The organism is Gordonia sp. GN26 (assembly GCF_054823965.1).
The window spans coordinates 76,808-95,422 of record NZ_JSYC01000007.1 but is presented as its reverse complement, the minus strand read 5'-3'; the positions used below and the strand labels follow the sequence as shown (position 1 = coordinate 95,422).

Sequence of the window (18,615 nt, the reverse complement as noted above, 5' to 3'; positions counted from 1 at the left end):
ACGGACCTTACCCACCGCGGACCGCGACTTCAGGCCGAATCCGAGCCCGGCGGAGCGGTGGGGGACAATCAGGACACACAAAACGTCGAACGGAGGGGACTGCGTGTCCGAGTTGGTGCCGCTGAAGGTGCAGATGGTCGCCATGACCCAGTTCAACCCGCCCGAGGACGTGCCGTGGAGCACGGACGCCGAGGGTGGCGAGGCGCTCGTCGAGTTCGCGGGACGCGCCTGCTACCAGAGCTGGGACAAGCCCAACCCGCGCACCGCCACCAACGCCGGCTACCTCCGGCACATCCTCGAGGTCGGGCATCTGTCGCTCCTCGAACACGCCTCGGTGACCTTCTACATCTCCGGGATCTCGCGCTCGTGCACCCATGAGCTCATCCGCCACCGGCACTTCTCCTATTCGCAGCTCTCGCAGCGCTTCGTGCCCGAACACGACTCGAACGTGGTCGCGCCGCCCGCGATCGTCGGCGACGAGCACCTCGAAGAACTGTTCACCGCAGCCACCGACGCGAGCCGCGAGGCCTACACCGAGCTCCTCGACGCGCTGGAGGCGAAGTTCGCCGACGTGCCGAACGCGATCCTGCGCCGTAAGCAGGCACGCCAGGCCGCACGATCGGTGCTGCCGAACGCCACCGAGACCAAGATCGTCGTGACCGGCAACTACCGGGCATGGCGGCACTTCGTCGGCATGCGCGCCACCGAGCACGCCGACGTCGAGATCCGCCAGCTCGCCGTCGAATGCCTGCGGCAATTGATGCAGGTGGCGCCCACTGTTTTCGGCGATTTCGAGATCGGCACGCTCGCCGACGGCACCGAGGTCGCGACCTCACCGTTCGTGCTGGAAGGGTGAGACCCGTCACGGATACGGAGGCGGTAGCCTTTAGCACCATGAACGCAGTCCAGGAACCGCTGCACGAGCATCCCTTCGGGACGAACGTGGTGGCGATGGTGACCCCCTTCCGTCCCGACGGAAGTCTCGATCTGGACAAGGCCGCCGTCCTGGCCGACCACCTCGTGTCGAAGGGTTGTGACGGACTGGTCGTGTCCGGCACCACCGGCGAGTCGCCGACCACCACCGTCCCCGAGAAGCTCGACCTGCTGCGCGTCGTACTGGACGCCGTCGGCGACCGCGCCCGGATCACCCAGGGTGCCGGTAGCTACGACACCGCCGAGAGCGTGCGGTTCGCCATCGAATCGGAGAAGATCGGCGCCCACGGTCTGCTCGTGGTGACCCCGTACTACTCCAAGCCGCCGCAGGCCGGTCTGCTCGCGCACTTCCGGACCGTCGCCGACGCAACGGCACTTCCCGTGCTGCTCTACGACATCCCGCCGCGCTCGGTCGTGCCCATCGCGAACGAGACGATGCTGGCGCTCGCCGAGCACCCGAACATCCGCGGCGTCAAGGACGCCAAGGGCGACCTGCACTCGGCCGCCGGCCTCATCGCCACCACCAAGCTCGAATACCTCTCGGGTGAGGACGCACTCAACCTGCCGTGGCTGTCGATCGGTGCCACCGGCTTCGTCAGCGTGATCGGGCACCTGGTGCCGGATCGCCTGCGCGAGATGCAGATCGCGGTGGAGAAGGGCGACCTCGCCACGGCGCGGACCCTCAACACGTCGATGCTTCCGCTCGTCAACGCCATGGGACGCCTCGGAGGTGTCACGATGGTGAAGGCGGCGCTGCGCATTCTCGGACTCGAGGTGGGCGATCCGCGCCTGCCCCAGGTGCCCGCATCCGGGCCTCAGATCGAGGAGCTGATCGTGGATCTACGTGCGGCAGGTGTTCTCGCCTGATGACCGACAACACCGGCAGCGACACCAACGGTCCCGAAGCACGGACGCCGCGCAACCGACGCCGCGCCGCCTCCCGGAAGGCCGGACCCCCCGTCACGCCGCCGGTGGAGGCCGTGCCGGTCGATCCGGTGCCGGCCACGACGGCGCCCGAGGCTCCCGTCGCCGGGCAGGGCGGGACCGCACCCAAGGCGGAGGCTGCACCGAAGGCGGAAGCGGCACCGAAGCATTCCGCCAAGCAGAAGTCCGGTTCGTCGTCCGGTGGTCGACGCGGCCGCCACGAACGTGGCGGCGACTCCCGCGGGGGCCGTCGGAACGAGCAGGCGACCCCGGCGCCCGTCGATCGTCTCGGTAGCCCGCGCCGCCTGCCCAAGGGCGGGCTGCGGATCGTCGCGCTGGGCGGGATCGGCGAGATCGGCCGCAACATGACCGTCTTCGAGTACAACGGCCGTCTACTGATCGTCGACTGCGGCGTGTTGTTCCCCGAGGATCAGCAGCCCGGCGTCGACCTGATCCTCCCGGACTTCCGCTACATCGAAGACCGCATGGACGACGTGGACGCGGTGATCCTCACCCACGGCCACGAGGACCACATCGGCGCGATCCCGTTCCTGCTGCGGCTGCGCAGCGACATCCCCGTCGTCGGGTCGAAGTTCACGCTCGCCCTCGTCGACGCCAAGTGCCGGGAACACCGCCTGCGGCCGAAGCTCGTCGAGGTCACCGAGGGGGAGCGGACCACCCACGGTCCGTTCGACTGCGAGTACTTCGCGGTCAACCACTCGATCCCCGACGCCATCGCCGTGGCGATCCGTACCCCTGCCGGCGTCGTGCTGCACACCGGCGACATCAAACTCGATCAGCTGCCGCTCGACGGTCGCCTGACCGACCTCGCCGGCTTCAGCCGCCTCGGCGACGAGGGCGTGGACCTGTTCCTCGTCGACTCGACCAACGCCGAGGTCCCCGGCTTCGTCACCCCCGAGCGCGAGATCGGCGGGGTGCTCGACCAGGTGATCGGCAAGGCCAAGCAGCGCGTCATCGTCGCGTCCTTCGCCAGCCACGTGCACCGCATCCAGCAGATCATCGACGTCGCGCACACCCACAACCGCCGCGTCTGCTTCGTCGGCCGGTCGATGGTGCGGAACATGCAGATCGCGCAGGACCTCGGTTACCTGTCGATGCCCGACGGGGTGGTCGTCGACATCGACACCGCCGCAACGCTTCCCGATCACCGCGTGGTGCTGATCTCGACCGGCTCGCAGGGTGAGCCGCTGTCGGCGCTGTCGCGGATGGCACGCGGCGAGCACCGCCAGATCAACATCCGCGCCGACGACCTCGTCGTGCTGGCGTCCTCGCTGATCCCGGGTAACGAGAACTCGGTCTTCGCCGTGGTCAACGGCCTGGCCAAGCGCGGCGCCACCGTGATCACGCAGCAGAGCGCGAAGGTCCACGTGTCCGGTCACGCCTCGGCCGGCGAGCTGCTCTACCTGTACAACGCGGTGCGGCCGTCGAACGCGATGCCGGTGCACGGCGAATGGCGCCATCTCCGCGCGAACGCGGCGCTGGCGGTCGCGACCGGTGTGCCCGAGGACCGTGTGGTGCTGGCCGAGGACGGCGTCGTGGTCGACCTCGTCGACGGTCGCGCCGAGATCGTCGGACGCGTCCCGGTCGGTCACGTCTACGTCGACGGACTGTCCGTCGGCGACGTGGGTGAGTCGACTCTGTCCGAGCGCCTCGTGCTCGGCGAGGGCGGGTTCATCGCGATCACCGTCGCCATCGACGCCACGACAGGTCGCGCGGTCAGCTCGCCGGAGGTCTCCGGTCGCGGCTTCTCCGACGACCCGGATGCACTCAAGTCGGCCGCCGATCTGGTCAACCAGGTCCTCGACTCGCTGGCCGCCGAGGGTGTCAGCGACGCGCACCGCATCGCACAGGGAATCCGGCGCGCCGTGGGCCGTTGGGTCTCCGACACCTACCGCCGTCGCCCGATGATCGTGCCGACGGTGCTCGCGGTCGGCGCCGACTAGTTCTCGCTACTGTGGGCTGGGTGACCGGTGCACAGGAGGAACGAGCGGCTCTCGTCGAGACCATGAAGAAGGTGGGCCCGGACGCGCCCACCCTCTGTGAGGGCTGGACCACCCGCGATCTGTTGGCTCATCTCGTCGTCCGCGAACGACGCCCCGACACCGGGCCGGGAATCCTGATCCCGGCCTTCGCCGGGTACACCGAGAAGGTGCGGACCAAGGCCGCCCGGCGGGAGTTCGACGAGCTGCTCGACGACCTCGCGTCCGGACCGCCGGTCTACTCGCCGTTCAAACTCGTCGACCGGTTCGCCAACCTCGCCGAGATGTTCGTCCACCATGAGGACGTGCTGCGTGGGGGAGCGGACCCGGAGGGTGGCTGGACGCCGCGGATGCTGTCGCCCGAGCTCGAGGCCGAGCTGCGCACTCCGGTCACGTCGATGGCGAGGATGACGCTGAAGAAGATTCCCGCGCGCGTCACCCTGCGCACGACCGCCGGTGAGGACCTCGTCAGCGTCGGCTCCGGGAAGGACGCCGTCGTGACGGGATCGATCGGCGAACTCGTCCTGTTCGCGTTCGGACGCCGCCCCGTGGCGGTCACCTTCGACGGCGATCCGGATGCGATCGCCGCGGTTCGTGACAGTTCTCACGGCCTGTAGGCGTGTCGGCGATGCGGACGGGTAACAACTTCGACACGTCGCCGTTATCAGTGTTGCCCGTGTGACTGAAGTGAACACTGCCGACTAGTCTGTCGGTATGGCTTCGAAGGCAAGCACGGGTACGCGCACGTCCGCGTCGGGGGCGAGGACATCCGGCACACGGTCGGGTGGCAAGAGCACCGGACGGTCGACCGGGTCGGCCGCACGCTCGGGCGCGAGCCGGTCGGGCAAGAGCACCGCGAGCAGGGGCGGGGCGAGCAAGTCGACGACCCGCACCGGTTCCGCACGCTCCGGTGTGGGCAAGTCCGGGTCGTCGCGCGCGTCGAACCGTTCCACGGGCACCGGGTCCCGCACCAGGCAGTCCGCCACCGCGACGCCGCGTCGCCGGAACACCTCCGCGTCGGCAGAGTCGGTCGATCTGCACAGGCGTTCCGTGGCCGCCGCCGGTGCCTCCGCGGTGGGGAAGGGGATCGGCGCAGGCTGGTCGCTGTTCGCCCGCGGTGTCGGCAGCGCGGCTCGCGTGGGTTCCGGCGTCGGCCGTGGACCGCGCACCGAGTCGCGTCCGTTCGACGACGACGAATTCGACTTCGATGCCATCGACGCGGACGACGACCACGACGACCTGGACGCCGATGGTGCGCCCGGTCCGCGTGGCCAGGCCTCGCGCGGTCAGGGGCACAGTCATCGCCGGGACGGTGTGGCGCTCGGCCTGCTCGCGCTCGGTCTGCTGTTCGCGGCCAGTGTCTGGTTCGGGGCCGCCGGGCCCGTCGGCGCCTTCATCGAGGCGCTGATCCGCGCGATCGTCGGCTCCGCGGCGGTCGTCGTGCCGGTGGCGCTGGTCGTGATCGCGATCATGCTGATGCGACGCCCCCCGGCACCCGAACGTCGTGGTCGCTACCTCGGCGGTGGTGCCCTGGTCGTGCTGCCGTTGCTGGGCATCATGCATCTCATCGCCGGTTCACCGCTGGATCTGCCGGGCCGTTCGTCGGCGGCGGGTTTCGTCGGTTTCGCCATCGGCACGCCGCTCACCACGGGCGTCACCGCCTGGGTGTCGGTACCGATCCTGCTGCTGTGCATGGCTTTCGGTGTCCTGATCCTCAGCGGACGCACGGTGCGTGAGGTCGTCGACGCCGCCGCCGGATACCTCGGACTGGGGGTGCCCGGCGCCGACGCCGCGCCGTGGGAGAGCGACCTCGACTGGGACGCGGACGCGGAGGACTACGAGGATCCCGACTTCGGCGATCCCGCGGCCGAAGACGACGACGATGACGATGACGCCTTCGGCTCCCGCGCGACGCGTCGCTCGTACTCGTCGAACCCGTACGACAACTACCCGCCCGACGAGACCCCGTCGCGGCCGGTGAGCCGGTCGCGACGCAAGCCGGCCAAGGTCGCCGAGGAGCCGATCGAGGAAGCGGTCACCGAGAACTTCGCCGACGCCCACACCGAACCGTTCGGCGACAACGCCGCCGACGAGCAGATGACCGAGGTCATCGAGCCACCGGCCCGCCGGGCGACCGCGCGTCGTGCGACGTCGGCCGCACGCCCGGCTCCGAAGCCGGCACCCGAGCCCGAACCGGAGCCCGACCTCGACGACGAGGCATTCGCACCGTCGGAGCCGGCCGCCGAGGGCGACTACATCCTGCCGCCCCCGCACCTGCTGCTCGAAGGCGATCCGCCGAAGGCGGGCACCAGCGCCAACGACGAGATGATCGACCGGATGACCGGCGTCCTCGAACAGTTCAAGATCGACGCGGCGGTCACCGGCTACACCCGCGGGCCGACGGTCACCCGCTACGAGGTCGAACTCGGGCCCGGCGTGAAGGTCGAGAAGATCACCGCGCTGCAGCGGAACATCGCCTACGCCGCGGCGACCGACAACGTCCGCCTGCTCGCGCCGATCCCGGGCAAGTCCGCGGTCGGTATCGAGGTGCCCAACGCCGACCGGGAGATGGTCCGCCTGGCCGACGTCCTCAGCGCTCCCTCGACCCGGAAGGACAAGCATCCGCTCGTCATCGGTCTCGGCAAGGACATCGAGGGCGACTTCGTGAGTGCCAATCTGGCGAAGATGCCGCACCTGCTCGTCGCCGGTTCGACCGGTTCGGGCAAGTCGAGCTTCGTCAACTCGATGCTGGTGTCGCTGCTCAGCCGCGCCACCCCCGAGCAGGTCCGCATGATCCTCATCGACCCGAAGATGGTGGAGCTCACCCCGTACGAGGGCATCCCGCACCTGATCACCCCCATCATCACGCAGCCCAAGAAGGCTGCCGCCGCCCTCGCGTGGCTGGTGGAGGAGATGGAGCAGCGCTATCAGGACATGAAGGCCTCGCGGGTGCGTCACATCGACGACTTCAACGCGAAGGTGCGGTCCGGCGAGATCACCACCCCGCTGGGCAGCGAGCGCGTGTACAAGCCGTACCCGTACATCCTCGCCATCGTCGACGAGCTCGCCGACCTCATGATGACCGCCCCGCGCGACGTCGAAGAGGCGATCGTGCGCATCACCCAGAAGGCGCGCGCCGCCGGCATCCACCTCGTGCTCGCGACGCAGCGTCCGTCGGTCGACGTCGTCACCGGTCTGATCAAGACCAACGTGCCGTCGCGTCTGGCATTCGCGACGTCGTCGCTGACCGACTCGCGCGTCATCCTCGACCAGCCGGGCGCCGAGAAACTCATCGGCATGGGTGACGGGCTGTTCCTGCCGATGGGCTCCAACAAGCCGATCCGCATGCAGGGCGCCTACATCTCCGACGAGGAGATCGCGGCCGTCGTCGATTTCACCAAGGAGCAGGCCGAGCCGGAGTACACCGAGGGTGTCACCGCGGCGAAGGCCGGCGAGAAGAAGGACATCGACAGCGACATCGGCAACGACCTCGACGACCTGCTGCAGGCGATCGAGCTCGTCGTCTCCAGCCAGTTCGGTTCGACGTCGATGCTGCAGCGCAAGCTGCGCGTCGGCTTTGCCAAGGCCGGCCGTCTGATGGACCTCATGGAGACCCGCGGCGTCGTCGGGCCGAGCGAGGGTTCCAAGGCGCGCGAGGTGCTCGTCAAGCCCGAGGACCTCGCCGGGGTCATCGCCTCCATCACCGGCGGCGGCGGGGACGACGAGTCGGCCGAGGGATGAGAACAGGCGCGCTGAGAACCGTTGACCAGGGATCACGGCGGCCGCCTACCGGCATCCGGTAGGCTGGCCGCCAGATCCATGAGGGGAGTATCCCCGATGCGGCGTCTCCGTCAATACGGTGCCGATCCGCGGTGATGCCGATCATCACCGCCTCGGTGACCCGGAGCGTCGGCCCCCGATCTTCCGGTGGGAGAGACCTCTGGCTCGTCAGCTGAAGCTGCCTGCTGGAGGAAACTGTGGATGTCTCTGTATCCGTGTGGCTGATCACCGTTGCGGTGATCCTCGGATTGTTCGTGTTCGACTTCTTCTCGCACGTACGCGTGCCCCATGCGCCGTCACTGCGGGAATCCGCCGTCTGGTCGACGGTCTACATCTCGATCGCCGTCGTCTTCGGTGTGTTCGTGTGGTGGAAATGGGGCGGCACCTTCGGCGGGGAGTACTTCGCCGGCTACGTCACCGAGAAGGCGCTCTCGGTGGACAACCTGTTCGTGTTCGTCATCATCATGGCGCGCTTCGCCGTCCCGCCGGAGTATCAGCAGAAGGTGTTGCTGCTCGGCATCGTGATGGCGTTGGGCATGCGCGGGATCTTCATCGCCGTCGGCGCGGCCGCGATCAACACCTACAGCTGGGTGTTCTATGTGTTCGGCGCGTTCCTGATCTTCACCGCGGTCAAGCTGATCCGCGAGAGCGACGACCCCGTCGAACACGAGGAGGAACGGGAGAGCCGGCTCGAGCGGTTCGTCAAGCGCTTCCTTCGCACCCACGACGACTACGACGGTGACAAGCTGTTCACCCGCGTCAACGGTCGGCGGCTGGCGACCCCGATGCTGATGGTGCTCATCGTCATCGGTTTCACCGATGTGCTGTTCGCCCTCGACTCCATCCCTGCGATCTACGGCCTGACCTCGGAGCCGTACCTGGTGTTCACCGCCAACGCGTTCGCCCTGATGGGGCTGCGCCAGCTCTACTTCCTGCTCGGCGGGTTGCTCGACCGGCTCGTCTATCTCTCGGTCGGCCTGTCGATCATCCTCGCGTTCATCGGCACCAAACTGGTGCTGCACGCCCTGCACGAGAACACGCTGCCGTTCGTCAACGGCGGCGAGCACGTGAGCGTCCCGGAGATCTCGACACCGGTGTCGTTGTCGGTGATCATCGGTGTCCTCGTGATCACCACCGTCGCGAGCCTGGTGAAGAGCAGGTCAGGGGCCGAGAAGAACGAGGCGTAGTCCTGACCCGACCCGTCAGAACGGTCCGAAAACCTGGTTCCACTCGTCGATCCGCACGGCGTCGACGGCCTCGTGCGCCTGGAACGGGTCGTTGGCGAGGAACGCCTCGGCGGCCTCGAGGTCGGCCGCGCTGATGATGATCAGCGCGCCCGACCCGTCCGGGTACGGGCCGGCGACGAGCACGTTGCCCGCCTTGTTCTCCTCGCCGAGCCACTCCCGGTGCAGCGGCCGGTGCTGGTCGCGGAGTGCCGCCTTGGCCGGACGGTAGGTGTACTGGACGGCGAAATAGGGCATCTGTTCACTCCTGCTCGATGGTGGCCAGCATCCTGGTGTTCCCCAGGGTGTTGGGTTTGACGTAACTCAGGTCCAGGAACTCGGCGACACCGGTGTCGTAGGAACGGCACATCTCCTCGAACACCTCACGCGTGACCGGCGTGCCCTGGATCTCACTGAAACCGTGCTTGGCGAAGAAGCTCGTCTCGAAGGTCAGCACGAACACGCGGGACAGTTCGAGTTCGCGGGCGATCTCCATCAGCCGGCCGACGATCTTGTGACCGATCCCGCGCCCAGAGAACGTGGGGTCGACCGCGACCGTGCGCACCTCGCCGAGATCGGCCCACAGCACGTGGAGTGCCCCGCAGCCCACGACCTCCCTGTCGAGTTCGCCGACCCAGAATTCCTGCACCGACTCGTAGAGGGTCACGAGGTTCTTCTCCAGGAGGATCTTGCCCGCGTACTTGTCGATCAGTTCCTTGATGCGCGGCACGTCCGAGGTACGCGCGCGTCGCACCACGACAACGCCAGTAGTCGGTTCGGGCGCAACGGGATCCGCCGTGGACTCGGGTTCGGCGGGCTCCGGGGAGACGGGGGGCATGGGAAATCACCTTAGTCCTCCGGCCGGGCGCGCGTCCCCGGCGACATGGGGACTCGTGCCGCGCGCAACGGCCCGGTTCACCTCCTGTGCGACGCGGGCCGATACCCTGTGAGCGTGCGTATGAGAATTCCCGTGTATCGCGGAACACGTCCGCGCCCGGGGGTGTGCTCATGACCGATCGCATTCGGCGGGCCGTCGACGAAAAAGGTATCGCGAATGTGGGCCGCGGGCCGGACCACATCACCGATCCCGTCGACCCGGTCCCAGTGGTCAACATCGCGAACGCACTCACCGTCTTCCGGATCCTCTTGGTCCCGGTGTTCCTGGCGGCCCTGTTCATGGAGTCCGGTGAGTCCACGGTGTGGCGCACGGTCGCCACGGTCGTCTTCGCGGTCGCCGCTCTGACCGATCGGTACGACGGGCGCATCGCCCGGCGGCGCGGTCTGATCACCGACTTCGGCAAGATGGCCGACCCGATCGCCGACAAGGCCCTCATCGGAGGTGCGCTCGTCGGACTGTCGATCCTCGGCATCCTGCCGTGGTGGGTCACCGCGGTGATCATCGCGCGCGAAGTGTGGGTCACGGCGCTGCGCTTCTGGGTGCTGCGACACAAGGTGATCCCGGCCAGCCGCGGCGGGAAACTGAAGACCCTGCTGCAGGCGGTCGCCATCGGTCTCTACCTGGCGCCCCTCGGTGGGGGATGGCAGATCGCCGCCGGCATCCTCATGGGTCTCGCGGTGATCGTGACCATCTACACCGGGCTCGACTACACCTGGCAGGCGGTCAAGGTGCGCTCCGGCGGGTCCGCCACCGACGCCCCCGATCCGACCCCGGCGCCGCAGACGCGACGGGCCGTCGGAGGAACCGGCGCGGGCCGCTGAGTTCGACTACTGTCGGGGGAACCGCGGCCGGGGAACGATCCGGCCGCGTGAGGCGTTGGCTGAGGAGTGACAGGGAGAGGAGACTCGATGGCGATGCTCTTACGTGAGGCGCTCGGCGACAGCCTTCGTCGGGTCCGCACGCAGCAAGGTCGGACCCTGCGTGAGGTGTCCACCGGTGCACGCGTGAGTCTCGGTTACCTCTCCGAGGTCGAGCGCGGTCAGAAGGAGGCCTCGAGCGAACTGCTCGCGGCGATCTGTGACGCACTCGACGTGGAGATCGCCGACCTCCTTCTCGACGTCGGACACGCGATGCGTCCCGCCGAGACCGTGGCCGCCGAGGCTGCCGAGGCCGGCCTCACCGCGACCAAGGTGGTCATCCCCGCACCTGCCGGACGCCACGACGCGACCGCACTGGCCGCTGCCTGATCCCCAGACCGTCCGAATGACCATTCGGCGTGCTGTGGCCCAAACGGGAACGCGCAGCCACTAGATTGGTCTGCACAGTTCTCAAACCCTTGAATGGAGTGACGTAGAGCATGGCGAACCCGTTCGTGAAGTTGTGGCGCTACCTGACGGCACTCGGTAACGCGAAGATCGACGAACACGCCGACCCGAAGGTCCAGATCCAGCAGGCGATCGAAGATGCTCAGCGTCAGCATCAGGCGCTGTCGCAGCAGGCCGCCTCGGTGATCGGCAACCAGCGACAGCTCGAGATGAAGCTCAACCGGCAGCTCGAGGACATCGAACGCCTGCAGGCCAACACCCGCCAGGCGCTCACGCTCGCCGATCAGGCCGCCGCCGCCGGGGACACCCAGAAGGCCACCGAGTACACGAACGCCGCCGAGGCCTTCGCGGCCCAGCTGGTGACCGCCGAGCAGAGCGTCGAAGACCTCAAGTCGCTGCACGACCAGTCGCTGCAGGCGGCGGATCAGGCGAAGAAGGCCGTCGAGCGTAACGCGATGGTTCTCCAGCAGAAGCTCGCCGAGCGCTCCAAGCTGCTCAGCCAGCTCGAGCAGGCGAAGATGCAGGAGCAGGTCAGCGCATCGCTCAACCAGATGAGCGAGCTGTCGGTGCCCGGCAACACGCCGAGCCTCGACCAGGTGCGCGACAAGATCGAGCGCCGCTACGCCAATGCCCTCGGCTCGGCCGAGCTGGCGAAGAACTCGGTCCAGGGCCGGATGCAGGAGGTCGAGCAGGCCGGTATCCAGATGGCCGGCCACTCGCGCCTCGAGCAGATCCGCGCCAGCATGCGCGGCGACGCCCTGCCGTCCGCCGGTGCCACCGCTCCGCCGCTGCAGAAGGGTCAGCCGGCTACGCAGGCCACCCCGCCGACCACCGAGCCGCCCGCGCAGAACTGATCCCCGGCGCGTGCATGTCGCACTTGTCGCGGGTTCTGATGCAGGACATGCCTTTCCGGCTTTCGCCCTCGCCGAGCAGTTCGTCTCGGCGGGGCACCGGGCCACGGTCTACACCGGACTGAACTGGTCGGATGCCGCGCGCCGTCGCGGTATCGACATCGCCGAACTCCCGGGCCTCGCGGCCACGGATGTCGACGACGACGCCGACGCCGGGGACAAGCTCAGCGCCCGTGCGGCGCGGATGGCGCAGTTGCTGGCGCCGGTGCTGTCCGAATCCGGCGCCGATGTCGTCGTCTCCGATGTCATCACCGTGTGCGGGGGTTGGGCTGCGCAGCTGAACGGCCTGCCGTGGATCGAGCTGTCGCCCCACCCGCTGTACCTGCCGTCCCGTGGACTACCGCCGATCGGTTCGGGCCTCGCACCGGGAACCGGTCTCCGCGGTCGCCTCCGGGACACGTTGATGCGTGCCGCGACGGCGACCTCCATCCGCAAGGGTGAACGGCAGCGTGCTGCCGCACGGGCGTCGATCGGTCTGCCCGCCGTGGACGACGGCCCGTCCGCGCGGTTCGTGGCCACGCTGCCCGGGCTCGAGGTGGCGCGCCCCGACTGGCCCGCCGACACCCACCTGATCGGCCCACTGCTGTGGGAGCCCACCGACGACCTCTTCACCCGCCCCGACGGCGACGAACCACTGGTGGTGCTCGCCCCGTCGACGGCCGAGACCGGTGCCGCCGACATGGTCGGCGTGGTGCTCGAGGCATTGTCCGAACGGGTACTGGGCCGTCGTGTCCGGGTGGTGGTCTCGGGCCTGCACCGGCCGTCGGCCGAGGACCTCGCCCGCTTCGGCGGGGACGGACCCGCCCCGATCACCGCGGGACTCGCACGACAGGACGAGGTGCTGGACCATGCCCGGGTGCTCATCTGCGGCTCCGGGCACGGGATTCTCGCCAAGGCGATGACCGCCGGGGTGCCGGTGGTCGCGGTTCCCGGCGGAGGGGACCAGTGGGAACTGGCCAACCGTCTGCAGCGTGCGGGCGCCGGCCGGTGGGTACGCCCGCTCACGGTCCCCGGCGTCGCCGAGGCCGTCCGCGCGGTCCTCGACGACCCCGGCCACACCCGCTGCGCCGAGCGGATCGGTGCCAGCGGCGCCGACACCGTGGATCCCGTCGCGGTGGCCGAACGTAGGGTGGGGCTGTGCGCCTGACCGAGTTCAACGAACTGATGACCACCGAATTCGGTGTGACCCGGGCGGATTCGATCCTCGTCGACCATGTACTCACCGAGTTCGCCGGCCGCACCGGTGCGCAGGCGATCGACGACGGCATCGACCCGCGCGACGTCTGGGTCGCCATCTGCCGCGACTTCGACGTGCCTCGTCAGCGGTGGTGACACGCCCCGCGTGTCACACTTGCCATCGAACACCTGTTCGTTCATTCTGGTGATCAGACGGAACCGTACGGACCGCCGCCGCGTCTGAGATACGGGATCGACGAACAGCATCACCGACGCCGGGAGCGCCGGCAGGACTTGTCGGACCCACGCGATACCTTTCAGACATGAACGCCCGGACCGCCGCACCGACCACCCGCCGGAAATCCGGCTCACAACCGAGGAGAACTCCCATGGCACCTGCGCCTCAAGACCGTGAGAAGGCCCTCGATCTGGCTCTCGCGCAGATCGACAAGAACTTCGGCAAGGGCTCGGTGATGCGCCTGGGCGAGGAGACCCGTCAGCCGATCGAGATCATCCCGACCGGTTCGATCGCACTCGACGTCGCCCTCGGTATCGGTGGTCTGCCCCGCGGCCGCGTCGTCGAGATCTACGGTCCGGAGTCCTCGGGTAAGACCACGGTGGCGTTGCACGCCGTGGCCAACGCCCAGGCCCAGGGTGGTATCGCCGCGTTCATCGACGCCGAGCACGCGCTCGACCCCGACTACGCCGCCAAGCTCGGTGTCGACACCGACGCCCTGCTCGTGTCGCAGCCCGACACCGGTGAGCAGGCGCTCGAGATCGCCGACATGCTGATCCGCTCCGGCGCACTCGACATCCTCGTCATCGACTCGGTGGCCGCACTCGTGCCCAAGGCCGAGATCGAGGGCGAGATGGGCGACAGCCACGTCGGTCTGCAGGCCCGCCTGATGAGTCAGGCGTTGCGCAAGATGACCTCCGCGCTGAACCAGTCGAAGACCACCGCGATCTTCATCAACCAGCTGCGCGAGAAGATCGGCGTGATGTTCGGTTCCCCCGAGACCACCACAGGCGGTAAGGCTCTCAAGTTCTACTCGTCGGTCCGTCTGGACGTCCGCCGTATCGAGACCCTCAAGGACGGCACCGACGCGGTCGGCAACCGTACCCGCGTGAAGGTCGTCAAGAACAAGGTCGCGCCGCCGTTCAAGCAGGCCGAGTTCGACATCCTCTACGGCCAGGGCATCAGCAAGGAGGGCTCGCTGATCGACATGGGTGTCGCGGAGGGCTTCATCCGCAAATCCGGCTCGTGGTTCACCTACGAGGGGGATCAGCTCGGCCAGGGCAAGGAGAACGCCCGCAAGTTCCTGCTCGAGAACGTCGACATCCGCGACGAGATCGAGAAGAAGATCAAGGAGAAGCTCGGCATCGGCGCCACCGTCGACGCCGACGACATCGCCCCGGCGCCGGTCGAATTCTGATCGGTCCCGCCTGATCCGATATGAACGAGGCATCAAGCCCCGAACGGACGGACCCCGAACGGACGCAGAAAAAGGGACCCAGCGCATGGGACTCCGCACTGCGGCTGCTCGGGGTCCGTGCGCGTTCACGGCACGAAATGCGGGAGCGGTTGACCCGCAAGGGATACGACACCGACACCGTGGACGAGGTGATGGCGCGGCTCGACAAGCACCAGCTGCTCGACGACACCGACTTCGCCGCGGAATGGGTGCGTTCCCGTTCGCTGAACTCCGGTAAGGGACGCGTGGCGCTGCGCCACGAACTCCGCACCAAGGGCATCGCCGAGTCGATCATCGCCGAGACGCTCGCCGACATCGACCCCGACGACGAACGCGAGATCGCCGCCGGACTCGTCGAGCGGAAGCTGACACCGTCGGTCGTGGAACGCGTGCTCGCAGACCGTACCGAACGAGAGAAGACCCTGCGCCGGCTCGTCGGGTTCCTTGTGCGGCGCGGCTATTCGCAGTCGCTGGCCTTCGACGTGGTGGGGGAGGCGCTCGGCGCCTTGGATGACGCCTGACGCCTCCCCGTCACGGGATCGATCGGATCAGAGCAGGTTCTCCGACGCGGCCTGCTCGGCCTTTTCCGGGTTCGCGGGTTCGGTCGCCCGGCTTCCCTGACGCAGTCGTCGTTCGACGTAGGTCGCCAGGTTCGACAGTCCGAAGTTGATGAGGATCATGATGATCGCCACCACGATCAGCGCCGGGATGTAGTTGCCGTAGCGAGAGGCCGACAACAGGCCGCTGCGTACGACCTCCGAGTAGCCGATGATGTAGCCCAGCGCGCTGTCCTTCAACGCCACCACCATCTGCGAGATCAGTGCCGGCATCATCGCGGTGATCGCCTGGGGGAGCAGCACGATCCGCATCATCTGGCTCTTCCGCAGACCCAGCGCCATCGACGCCTCGGTCTGGCCCTTCGGCAGCGAGTTGATGCCCGAGCGCAGGATCTCGGCCATCACCGACCCGTTGTAGAGGGTCAGGCCGGTGACCACCGCGGCGAACGCCAGCATCGACGACGGGAAGATGCCGTAGATGGCGAACAGGAACCAGGTGAACACCATCAGGATCAGCACCGGGATCGCGCGGAACACCTCGACGAACACGCCCGACACCGCACGCACCCAAAGGTGGTCCGACAACCGCCCGATGCCGAGGACGGCGCCGAGGATGAGCGACAGCACGATCGAGGCGGCTGCCGCGGCGAGGGTGCGCCACAGGCCGGGCAGGATGTAACCGGTCCAGGTGGACCAGGTGACGAACGGGCTCCACTTCTCGCCGGTGAACTGCTCGTTCGCGGCGAGTACGGAGATCACGTAGATCGCGACCGCGGCGAGGATCGCGATGAACAGGATCGCCGTCAGGCGGTTCCGGGTTCGTGCGCGCGGGCCGGGTGCGTCGTACAGGACAGTCGATTCGGCACTCATCGTTTCACCGCCAGTCGCTTGGCGAGGTAGCCGAAGACGGCTCCCTCGGTGAGGGTGATGATCATGAAGCCCACGGCGATCACGCCGAAGATCACGAACAGCTGGTCGGAGAAGGTCTCGATCTCGGTCTTCATCAGGGCCGCGGCCTCGGCGACGCCGATGACCGAGGCGACCGTGGTGTTCTTCGTCAGCGCGATGAGCACACTGCCCATCGGACCGATGACCGACCGGATTGCCTGGGGCAACACGATGATCCCGAACACCTGGGTGAACGGCATGCCCAACGACCGGGCCGCTTCGGCCTGCCCGAGGGGCACCGTGTTGAAGCCGGACCGGAGCGTCTCACAGACGAACGTCGACGTGTAGAGGACGAAGGCGAGCACCGCGAGCCAGAAGTTGTTGGACTTGATCGTCGGCGCGAAGGTCAGCCCCAGGTTCTGGTACAGGCCGATCGCGCAGAACAGCACGACGAGCGTCAACGGCGTGTTGCGGACGACGTTCACGTAGACGCTCGCGAAGCCGCGCATCACCGGGACGGGGGAGACCCGCATCGCGGCGAGGATCGTGCCCCAGATCAGCGAGCCGATCGCCGAAAAGAAGGTCAGTTGGATGGTCACCCAGAAGGCGGGCCACAGCTGGGGGCCCATGCTCTCCCACAGAGAGGCGTCATTCATCGATTACTCCTCTCACTCGAGTCCGGGCGGGCACGGCGTGGACGGTGAGTCGAGGAACTCGAGGTCACCGGGGTCCGGCAGATAGGGGAACTTGGAACCGGGTCGGTCCGCGCGGGCGATGATCTCGTCGACGTACTCGTTGCCGAGTGCCTCGCGGAGATCGGCGTTCCACGGCGACTCGACGCCTTCGACCGGGGTCAGCATGGTGTCGAGGGCCTTGTTGATCGCATCGACTGCGGCCGTGTCGTTCAGGGCGACGCCGACGCCGTAGCGTTCGGTGGAGAACGGGCTGCCCGCCGTCTTCAGCGCATCCTTGACGCAGGCGTCCTTGAGGTAGGTCATCTCGACGAGCTTGAACTCGTCCTTCCAGAAGTTGGAGTAGCCGGCGAGGATCGCCTCGTCGGTCGTCAGCGCGTCGACCTTGCCTCGGCGGAGCGCCTCGACACAGGCCGAGTAGGAGTCGTACTCCTGCAGCTGCACCGTCGGAAGCTGTGCCTTCACGTTCTGCGCCGACGTCGAGCCGGTGACCGAACACAGTTTCTTGCCGTTGTCGAGGTCGGCCAGCTCGGAGATCGAGTTGTCGTCGGCTCGAACCATGAGGCCCTGATAGGTCTGCAGGTAGGGGCCGCCGAACGAGACCTTCTTGGAACGGCTGGCGTTGATCGAGTAGGTGGCGGCGATCAGGTCGACCTCGCCGTTGTCGATCATCGCCTCGCGGCGGGCCGACGGCGTCTCGCGCCAGGTGATCTCCGGGTGATCGACGCCGAGGTCGTCGGCGATGGCGTTGACCACGTAGGTGGCGACCGACGCGTCGAAGCCGGTGACGTTGCCGTCCGGCTCGTACAGGCCGAGGCCGGGCTGGTCGAATTTGACGCCGAGGATCACCGATCCCTCACGGATCGAGTTCAGCAGGTTGCGGGGCTCGGTGCTGCCGCAGCCCGCGAGGAGCCCGGCGAGCAGCGCGACGACGGCGACGACCAGTCCGGCGTTGCGCCATCGGGACACCTGCGGGCGCGTGTGGTGTGTTTCTCGACTCATCCGCATCTCAGTGCCCCAGGATCTTGCCGAGGAAATCGCGCGCTCGGTCGGTCTTGGGGTCGGTGAAGAAGGTGTCGGGTTCGGCGTCTTCGATGATCGCGCCGTCGGCCATGAAGATCACCCGGTCGGCGGCCTTGCGGGCGAAGCCCATCTCGTGGGTGACCACGAGCATCGTCATGCCCTCCTTGGCCAGGGAGACCATGACGTCGAGGACCTCGTTGACCATCTCGGGGTCGAGCGCGGAGGTCGGCTCGTCGAACAGCATGACCTTCGGGTCCATGGCGAGGGAGCGGGCGATGGCGACGCGCTGCTGCTGGCCGCCGGACAACTGGGCGGGGTACTTGTCCTTCTGGCTGGCGATGCCGACCCGCTCGAGCAGTTCCAACGCGCGCTTGTCGGCCTCGGCCTTGGACTTCTTGCGCACCTTCGTCGGGGCGAGGGTGACGTTCTCGAGGATCGTCTTGTGGGAGAAGAGATTGAAGGACTGGAACACCATGCCCACGTCGGCGCGCAGACGTGCGAGGTCCTTGCCCTCGGCGGGCAGGAGCTGACCCTCGACACGGATTTCGCCCTCATCGATCGGCTCGAGGCGGTTGATGGTCCGGCAGAGGGTGGACTTGCCTGATCCGGACGGACCGAGGACCACGACCACCTGTCCGGCGGGAACCTCGAAGTCGATGTCCTTGAGGACGTGCAGCGAACCGAAGTGCTTCTGCACCCCGCGCATCGCGATCATCGGCTGGGACCCGGGGTCCGCGGACTTGCTCGGCGAAACGGTCATTCTCGAACCCTAACCAAATTCGTGCCCAACAGCGGTACCGGTCACGCCGAGTC

19 protein-coding genes are annotated in these 18,615 nt (G+C 67.7%); 13 read left to right on the top strand and 6 right to left on the bottom strand.

Features of this window, described 5'->3' with window-relative positions; translation table 11 throughout:
• The first annotated feature begins 103 nt into the window (after positions 1-103).
• The 6 genes from thyX (at position 104) to OK17_RS01880 (ending at position 8,824) form a co-directional block, all read left to right on the top strand.
• A complete protein-coding gene (gene thyX / locus OK17_RS01905; RefSeq protein WP_232719475.1) occupies positions 104-856 on the top strand; it encodes an FAD-dependent thymidylate synthase in 753 nt (250 codons plus the stop codon).
• A 38-nt stretch (positions 857-894) separates the two neighbouring features.
• Positions 895-1,800, top strand: coding sequence for a 4-hydroxy-tetrahydrodipicolinate synthase (gene dapA, locus OK17_RS01900; protein ID WP_005197420.1), 906 nt, complete (start codon positions 895-897; stop codon positions 1,798-1,800).
• On the top strand, positions 1,800-3,821 hold the full coding sequence (locus tag OK17_RS01895) for a ribonuclease J (RefSeq protein ID WP_461416512.1): 2,022 nt from the start codon (positions 1,800-1,802) through the stop codon (positions 3,819-3,821). The genes dapA and OK17_RS01895 overlap by 1 nt, the downstream gene beginning before the upstream one ends.
• Before the next feature lie 20 nt (positions 3,822-3,841).
• A complete protein-coding gene (locus OK17_RS01890) occupies positions 3,842-4,474 on the top strand; it encodes a TIGR03085 family metal-binding protein (protein ID WP_232719473.1) in 633 nt (210 codons plus the stop codon).
• Between the two features lie 97 nt (positions 4,475-4,571).
• On the top strand, positions 4,572-7,598 hold the full coding sequence (locus tag OK17_RS01885) for a DNA translocase FtsK (RefSeq protein WP_232719472.1): 3,027 nt from the start codon (positions 4,572-4,574) through the stop codon (positions 7,596-7,598).
• Positions 7,599-7,834: 236 nt separating this feature from the next.
• The gene (locus tag OK17_RS01880; protein WP_232719471.1) at positions 7,835-8,824 is read left to right on the top strand and encodes a TerC family protein; all 990 of its coding nucleotides are present in this window, start codon (positions 7,835-7,837) and stop codon (positions 8,822-8,824) included.
• Positions 8,825-8,839: 15 nt separating this feature from the next.
• On the opposite strand, the gene OK17_RS01875 is transcribed toward OK17_RS01880, so the two are convergent.
• Complete coding sequence (locus OK17_RS01875) at positions 8,840-9,118, bottom strand: YciI family protein (RefSeq protein ID WP_232719470.1); 279 nt, start codon at positions 9,116-9,118, stop codon at positions 8,840-8,842.
• A gap of 4 nt (positions 9,119-9,122) precedes the next feature.
• Positions 9,123-9,698, bottom strand: a complete 576-nt coding sequence (locus OK17_RS01870) for an amino-acid N-acetyltransferase (RefSeq protein ID WP_461416511.1) — start codon at positions 9,696-9,698, stop codon at positions 9,123-9,125.
• A gap of 170 nt (positions 9,699-9,868) precedes the next feature.
• On the opposite strand from OK17_RS01870, the gene pgsA reads away from it, so the two are divergent.
• The 7 genes from pgsA to OK17_RS01835 all read left to right on the top strand — a co-directional run bounded on the left by pgsA (position 9,869) and on the right by OK17_RS01835 (position 15,163).
• Positions 9,869-10,579, top strand: coding sequence for a CDP-diacylglycerol--glycerol-3-phosphate 3-phosphatidyltransferase (gene pgsA, locus OK17_RS01865; protein WP_461416510.1), 711 nt, complete (start codon positions 9,869-9,871; stop codon positions 10,577-10,579).
• Between the two features lie 87 nt (positions 10,580-10,666).
• Complete coding sequence (locus tag OK17_RS01860) at positions 10,667-11,005, top strand: helix-turn-helix domain-containing protein (protein ID WP_461416509.1); 339 nt, start codon at positions 10,667-10,669, stop codon at positions 11,003-11,005.
• A 110-nt stretch (positions 11,006-11,115) separates the two neighbouring features.
• Positions 11,116-11,937 (top strand): phage shock protein PspA, encoded by an 822-nt coding sequence (gene pspA / locus OK17_RS01855; protein ID WP_232719466.1) that lies wholly within the window; start codon positions 11,116-11,118, stop codon positions 11,935-11,937.
• 10 nt (positions 11,938-11,947) lie between these two features.
• Positions 11,948-13,141 (top strand): glycosyltransferase, encoded by a 1,194-nt coding sequence (locus OK17_RS01850; protein ID WP_232719465.1) that lies wholly within the window; start codon positions 11,948-11,950, stop codon positions 13,139-13,141.
• Positions 13,132-13,326 (top strand): DUF3046 domain-containing protein, encoded by a 195-nt coding sequence (locus tag OK17_RS01845; protein ID WP_075863294.1) that lies wholly within the window; start codon positions 13,132-13,134, stop codon positions 13,324-13,326. Before OK17_RS01850 ends, OK17_RS01845 begins: the two co-directional genes overlap by 10 nt.
• Before the next feature lie 233 nt (positions 13,327-13,559).
• The gene (gene recA, locus OK17_RS01840) at positions 13,560-14,603 is read left to right on the top strand and encodes a recombinase RecA (RefSeq protein WP_006866461.1); all 1,044 of its coding nucleotides are present in this window, start codon (positions 13,560-13,562) and stop codon (positions 14,601-14,603) included.
• Between the two features lie 20 nt (positions 14,604-14,623).
• Complete coding sequence (locus tag OK17_RS01835) at positions 14,624-15,163, top strand: regulatory protein RecX (RefSeq protein WP_232719464.1); 540 nt, start codon at positions 14,624-14,626, stop codon at positions 15,161-15,163.
• A gap of 27 nt (positions 15,164-15,190) precedes the next feature.
• Here the strand turns inward: OK17_RS01835 and OK17_RS01830 are convergent, their stop codons facing one another.
• Genes OK17_RS01830 through OK17_RS01815 form a run of 4 tightly spaced genes read right to left on the bottom strand, consistent with a single transcriptional unit; the run spans position 15,191 to position 18,517 of the window.
• Complete coding sequence (locus OK17_RS01830; RefSeq protein ID WP_006866459.1) at positions 15,191-16,069, bottom strand: amino acid ABC transporter permease; 879 nt, start codon at positions 16,067-16,069, stop codon at positions 15,191-15,193.
• On the bottom strand, positions 16,066-16,743 hold the full coding sequence (locus OK17_RS01825; protein ID WP_232719463.1) for an amino acid ABC transporter permease: 678 nt from the start codon (positions 16,741-16,743) through the stop codon (positions 16,066-16,068). Before OK17_RS01825 ends, OK17_RS01830 begins: the two co-directional genes overlap by 4 nt.
• 12 nt (positions 16,744-16,755) lie before the next feature.
• The gene (locus OK17_RS01820) at positions 16,756-17,787 is read right to left on the bottom strand and encodes a glutamate ABC transporter substrate-binding protein (protein ID WP_461416508.1); all 1,032 of its coding nucleotides are present in this window, start codon (positions 17,785-17,787) and stop codon (positions 16,756-16,758) included.
• A 1-nt stretch (position 17,788) separates the two neighbouring features.
• Complete coding sequence (locus OK17_RS01815) at positions 17,789-18,517, bottom strand: amino acid ABC transporter ATP-binding protein (RefSeq protein ID WP_461416607.1); 729 nt, start codon at positions 18,515-18,517, stop codon at positions 17,789-17,791.
• Positions 18,518-18,615: the final 98 nt, after the last annotated feature.

What these genes read in the sequence shown, in the direction of transcription:
- pspA (WP_232719466.1), top strand. Translation starts at nt 11,116, where the DNA reads ATGGCGAACCCGTTCGTGAAGTTGTGGCGCTACCTGACGGCACTCGGT.
- OK17_RS01860 (WP_461416509.1), top strand. Translation starts at nt 10,667, where the DNA reads ATGGCGATGCTCTTACGTGAGGCGCTCGGCGACAGCCTTCGTCGGGTC.
- OK17_RS01870 (WP_461416511.1), bottom strand. Translation starts at nt 9,698, where the DNA reads ATGCCCCCCGTCTCCCCGGAGCCCGCCGAACCCGAGTCCACGGCGGAT.
- pgsA (WP_461416510.1), top strand. Translation starts at nt 9,869, where the DNA reads ATGACCGATCGCATTCGGCGGGCCGTCGACGAAAAAGGTATCGCGAAT.
- OK17_RS01885 (WP_232719472.1), top strand. Translation starts at nt 4,572, where the DNA reads ATGGCTTCGAAGGCAAGCACGGGTACGCGCACGTCCGCGTCGGGGGCG.
- OK17_RS01895 (WP_461416512.1), top strand. Translation starts at nt 1,800, where the DNA reads ATGACCGACAACACCGGCAGCGACACCAACGGTCCCGAAGCACGGACG.
- OK17_RS01835 (WP_232719464.1), top strand. Translation starts at nt 14,624, where the DNA reads ATGAACGAGGCATCAAGCCCCGAACGGACGGACCCCGAACGGACGCAG.
- OK17_RS01830 (WP_006866459.1), bottom strand. Translation starts at nt 16,069, where the DNA reads ATGAGTGCCGAATCGACTGTCCTGTACGACGCACCCGGCCCGCGCGCA.
- OK17_RS01820 (WP_461416508.1), bottom strand. Translation starts at nt 17,787, where the DNA reads ATGCGGATGAGTCGAGAAACACACCACACGCGCCCGCAGGTGTCCCGA.
- dapA (WP_005197420.1), top strand. Translation starts at nt 895, where the DNA reads ATGAACGCAGTCCAGGAACCGCTGCACGAGCATCCCTTCGGGACGAAC.
- recA (WP_006866461.1), top strand. Translation starts at nt 13,560, where the DNA reads ATGGCACCTGCGCCTCAAGACCGTGAGAAGGCCCTCGATCTGGCTCTC.
- OK17_RS01815 (WP_461416607.1), bottom strand. Translation starts at nt 18,517, where the DNA reads ATGATCGCGATGCGCGGGGTGCAGAAGCACTTCGGTTCGCTGCACGTC.
- OK17_RS01875 (WP_232719470.1), bottom strand. Translation starts at nt 9,118, where the DNA reads ATGCCCTATTTCGCCGTCCAGTACACCTACCGTCCGGCCAAGGCGGCA.
- OK17_RS01825 (WP_232719463.1), bottom strand. Translation starts at nt 16,743, where the DNA reads ATGAATGACGCCTCTCTGTGGGAGAGCATGGGCCCCCAGCTGTGGCCC.